Source organism: Microcoleus sp. (assembly GCF_049646505.1).
Lineage (GTDB): Bacteria > Cyanobacteriota > Cyanobacteriia > Cyanobacteriales > Microcoleaceae > Microcoleus.
In genome coordinates, this window is record NZ_JBARVX010000233.1 from 1 (window position 1) to 4915 (window position 4915).

General features: G+C 46.8%; 5 protein-coding genes. All 5 read right to left on the minus strand.

Annotated features, from left to right (window positions below; genetic code table 11):
* Positions 1-418: hypothetical protein (locus WBA89_RS12625; RefSeq protein WP_424406846.1), on the minus strand; the 418-nt coding region annotated here is incomplete at its 3' end.
* A gap of 18 nt (positions 419-436) precedes the next feature.
* A complete protein-coding gene (locus WBA89_RS12630; RefSeq protein WP_424406848.1) occupies positions 437-745 on the minus strand; it encodes a hypothetical protein in 309 nt (102 codons plus the stop codon).
* Positions 746-882: 137 nt separating this feature from the next.
* Positions 883-1374 (minus strand): ureidoglycolate lyase, encoded by a 492-nt coding sequence (locus tag WBA89_RS12635; RefSeq protein ID WP_424406850.1) that lies wholly within the window; start codon positions 1372-1374, stop codon positions 883-885.
* A 101-nt stretch (positions 1375-1475) separates the two neighbouring features.
* Positions 1476-3011 (minus strand): cobyrinate a,c-diamide synthase, encoded by a 1536-nt coding sequence (locus WBA89_RS12640; protein WP_424406852.1) that lies wholly within the window; start codon positions 3009-3011, stop codon positions 1476-1478.
* A gap of 358 nt (positions 3012-3369) precedes the next feature.
* Entirely contained in the window at positions 3370-4734 is a 1365-nt protein-coding gene (gene opcA / locus WBA89_RS12645; protein ID WP_424406854.1) for a glucose-6-phosphate dehydrogenase assembly protein OpcA, read from the minus strand.
* Between the last annotated feature and the right edge of the window lie 181 nt (positions 4735-4915).

Consider the following 4915-nt stretch of genomic DNA (forward strand, 5'->3'; position numbering starts at 1 on the left):
CAACATCCAGCGGAGGCAAAGTAAAATCCTCAGCATCCATCAATTCCTTAACCTTATCAAAAATCTCAACCTCCGCCTCCTCCTGATCCGTCAGCTTATCATAAAAATAAGGGTCAGTAAACCACTGCTCAAAAGCAATTTCTAACTGCCCATTTGGTGCTAGTTCAAACCGCCAATACTTAGAAACTCGGCTGTCAACCACCTCAAACAGCGGTGCAGGATTCTGCATGGGATAATAGGTGTAGTTATCGTCACAGATATAGTACCAAATAGTTCCCCGCCACTCTCTAAAAGCATAAACAACATATTCACGACCCACCGTTAATGAAAATTGTATTTGTTTTGTGTAGCCGATAGCAGGTTCTATGTAATCATCAGGAAGCGATGCACCTGTATTGGCGATACAGCGAATTTTCATAAATTTTCTCATTCCTCATTACAAATTTTTGGGAGCTATTTTCGGGTACTGACGTTTGAACTTGCACTCTACATTTTCCTGAGTCTGACTGTTCCGAAACCAATGAACTTGCACAGATGCTCCATAAATCGTAAAAGCCTGAATGCTTGTCATTTTATACCAATGTTCAGGAGACCCACCATAGATAGCAACAAGTCGGGGAGTATCTCCCAGCATATTGTTTGCTCCGCCTTGAATACCTTTGCCATTTCCAGCGAGTGCATCTTGCAGCAGCAGTTGCTCTAGCAAATTTCTCGGACTCTCATCGGGAATAGCACCTTGATTCACAATTTAACAGTTTCAAATATTGTTTGTCAAAGAGAATAAAAAATTATTTTAGCGGGTTCAGTTTCCGCCACCAACTTTCCCCGCGAAATCACATACCGAACCAGAGCGCTTCTCCTAATTGCATCATATAAGATAAATCAGATAATTTCAAATTCCAGATTGTGACTTTTCACAAAATCAAAACTAAAATGATCGACCACATTAGTATCGCTCAACTCAAGATTGTAAAAATCCACAAATTCCGCATCAAAATAAGGCCCAACGTGCCAAGTACCCACATCTAACTTAATAAAACAATTGCCAGGAATCCGAAAAGCAACAATATCCTCTAAACTCGGTTTATCGCTATCCCCAGGAGGTGCAACAGCCATCAACCAATCCTTCCCATCCAGAGAACCCAAACACTGCGTACATTCAACGTGCCGCGTAATTTTGCGAAACTTGCGACCTTTCTCATGCAGCCGCATAATATAAAATCTAGGAATGCCATTTTGTAAATTTAACCTAGCATCCTGAGCATCAAAAGACTTACCATCAACACTCGCAGAGATAACTTGACCGTAACTCCGAAAATTCTCGGATGTTATCCATTGTGCAAACAACTGCTTAGTCGAAACTGATTCCTTCATAAATCCCAGCATCCCCTCGCTCATTTCATCAATAACACAATACAGATACTCCTCTCTCTATTCTCTGCGCCCTCTGCGCCCTCTGTGGTTAAAAAATCTAATTAGCTTTCTCGATCGCCCAAAACACCCTTACAATCAAACTCAGCACACTGCTGCAAAAAACGAGCCGGAATATCAGGCCGAGCACCCCAATGCAAATGCAAATAAGAAGCGTGTAGCTGACAAACTCCCCAACCTTCAGCAACCGCCTCAACTTCCCCCCGCTTGCCATACCTCCAACTGTGATAAACTGGATTAGTCGGTTCAACAGTTAAATGCGATCGATGAAACTCATGACCCCAAACCGCATCAAAAGCATTTAACACCAAACTATCCCTCACCGCCACAGCCTCCCGGTATCCCAGCGTCAAACGCTTTCCCATCTCAGCAGCAGTTTTCAAAACACCCACCCCTTGCCAAGAATTCCCATCGAAGCCTACAATAGAATCGCACAAATACATCAAACCGCCGCACTCCGCATAAGTCGGCATTCCCGAAAAAATCGCACTTCTGACAGCATCCCGAATTAAAACATTATTGCTCAATTTCTCAGCAAACACTTCGGGAAAACCGCCGCCAAAATACAACCCTTGCACGTTGTCAGGAAAAACAGCATCATCAAGCGGGCTCCAAAATACTAACTCGGCACCCAACTCTTCCAACAAATCAAGATTGTCCTGATAGTAAAAATTAAAAGCCCGATCGCGCGCAACTGCAATCCTCACCCCAAATTGTTTTCCCAAACAGTTGACAGCATCATTTTTTTGAGTTACAATATCGTAAGGGAGACTGTATCTACCCGAAAGTTGCTCAGACCCCTCACCCCCCCCATTTCGAGTCGCAGCCAACAAAGGCAAAAGTTGCTCCCAGTCAAAACTAACAGCAGCCAAATCCGCCAACTTATCGATCGCAGCCCGAAGATTCGGCAACTCCTCAGCAGGAATCAAACCCAAATGTCGATCGGGAATAGTAACAGCCTCATCCCTACGCAAAACGCCCAAAATAGGTAAATTGAGCGGTTTTAGAGCATCAGTAAGCAGTTCCAAATGTCGATCGCTCGCCACCCGATTCAACACCAAACCAGCGAAATTAAGATTTGGGTTAAAAGAGCGAAAACCGTGGGCGATCGCAGCCACAGAACCAGAAAGCCTGCTGCAATCTATCACAAACAATACCGGCAAATTCAACAAACAAGCAACATGAGCCGTAGAAGCAAAAGCAACAGAATAATCTAATTCTTCTTTCCCCACCTTCAAGCCATCCGCTACATCCGCTACAAAATCCGTTGCCGAACTTCCTTCTTCCTTCTTCTGAGACACCCCATCAAATAGCCCCATTACCCCTTCAACCAAGGCACAATCGACATCTTGAATGTGACGCTCAAAACACTGTTTCACATAAGATTCAGACGTTAAAACCGAGTCTAAATTCCGACAGGGGCGACCCGTGACAAAAGCATGAAACATCGGATCGATGTAGTCCGGGCCTACCTTAAAAGATTGCACGTTCAAGCCGCGGCGGATTAAATAAGCTAAAAGGGCGATCGTTACAGTAGTCTTTCCCGCACCGCTGCGTTCGCCAGCAATTACCAAAGTCATTAGTTATTAGTTATTAGTTATTGGTTATTAGTTATTAGTTATTGGTTATTGGTTAGTGGTTAGTGGTTAGTGGTTAGTGGTTAGTGGTCAGGGCGGTGCCCCCGTGCCCGCCCTCTTAGTAGTCAGCTCTCCTGAACTTTTGGCGATCGGTTAATCTAATGTCTGGTAATAGGTAATAAGTCCCGAATCGATCGCCAATTACCTTTTTCCCAATTACCAATTACCCCACAGCCAAATATACATTTCCCCCAAATATCCTTCATAGCGATCGCAACTAACGACTTTGGGATTTGTCGCTACGTACAACTACTGACTGCTGACTCCTGACTAATGACTAATGACTGCTGACTACTGACTGCTAACTTCTTGACAACTTCAGCATCCCGGCCGTCACTGCCAAACTTTCTTCGTAAAGCACGTCTCGGCCCCAACTCTGCAAGTGCTGGCCCAGCAACTGTTCCGTCACCTGATCGAACAGAGAAGTCACCTGGTTAAACCGATCGGTTTGAGCGCCACCCTTGGTTTCCATCCGCATACAGCCACCATCTTCCGAACACAGAACCGTACCGCAGTCAGCATTTTCGTTTGTAGAATTCAAACGCAGAGCAATCAAATCGCCGGGGACATCCCCTGAATCAGCAGTTGGAATCGCCGCTAACTCGGCTTCGACAACCCGTTCGTCGGCACCGACAAATTTAATTCGCTTGATTTGATAGTCGCCCTCTTCCTGTTTGAAAGCAACCGGACGCCACCCAAGCCGGCTCGCCAGCCAGCCCAAATACATCAGTGCTTGACTAGAATTGCCCTTTTCGTAATCGATAGTCACTCGATCGATCTCTCGAATCGCCGCCCGACGTTCCGGCGGATCGAAAGCCTCAGCAGCTAACTCCTGCCACGCCGCCAACCGACGCCAATTGAGATCCGCGATCGGAATTCCTTCCTCGATCAGACTTTGCATCAACAGCAATTCAGCTTCACACTCGGCAAAGCTGCTAGAGTCGATAATCACAGAACTGCTAGTTTCCGCCAGCCGCTGGAACAAACCTCGATCGGCATCGGGATTCGCCTTCCACCACAGCAGCGTCGGCAAATCCGAGATCGTCAGCGCCGTTACGATCGCGCTCACCCGTTCCAAAGCAGCTTCCGTACCCCGGAGCGTAATATACTCGCAGCAGATTAGATTGCCGCTGCCGCGCTTGTGCACAGGACAGTAAGCAGCTACTTGAGCCTGCACCCCCGTGTCTTCCCCCGCCGTCGGACACAGAGCAATAATCCGGCAGGGATTCGCAGCTACGATCGCGTCCGCCACCCCCGAACCCGCCGAACCGAAGCCAGTCGAACCCAAAAGCTCTCCCTTGGCATTTTTGCGAGCCACTTCTTCGCGCAACATCGCCAGCAATTCAGCGCTAGGTTTGCCAGTTCTCGGCATTCCGTAAGCTTTTTGAGCCGCCCTGATGCTTGATGCCGTCATCGGCCCTGTAATACCGTCAATCGGCCCGTCATAAAATCCCAGATCCGCTAATAAATGCTGAGTTTCTTCCGGTTCGTAGACTACAAAAGTAAAAGTTGTTGCCCTAGTCGCGATCGGAAAATCGCCCTTTGACCCAGATTCTTTGTAACTTTCCCAGATTTGACTCAGTTCTGCCTCTATTTGGTCGATCGACACATCTTTAGGATTTTGCAGCGAAACCAAAGGCGGAGCTTTCATCGGTGTCATTGTCATAAATCTTCTCTCCTTTCTTATTAGTTATTAGTCATTGGTCATTAGTCATTGGTCATTAGGGAATTGTTAGCTGCCAACTGCCAACTGCCAACTGCCAACTGCCAACTGCCAACTGCCAACTGCCAACTGCCAACTGCCAACTGCCAACTGCCAACTGCCAACTGCCAACTGCCAACTGCCA

What these genes read in the sequence shown, in the direction of transcription:
- WBA89_RS12635 (WP_424406850.1), bottom strand. Translation starts at nt 1,374, where the DNA reads ATGAAGGAATCAGTTTCGACTAAGCAGTTGTTTGCACAATGGATAACA.
- WBA89_RS12640 (WP_424406852.1), bottom strand. Translation starts at nt 3,011, where the DNA reads ATGACTTTGGTAATTGCTGGCGAACGCAGCGGTGCGGGAAAGACTACT.
- opcA (WP_424406854.1), bottom strand. Translation starts at nt 4,734, where the DNA reads ATGACAATGACACCGATGAAAGCTCCGCCTTTGGTTTCGCTGCAAAAT.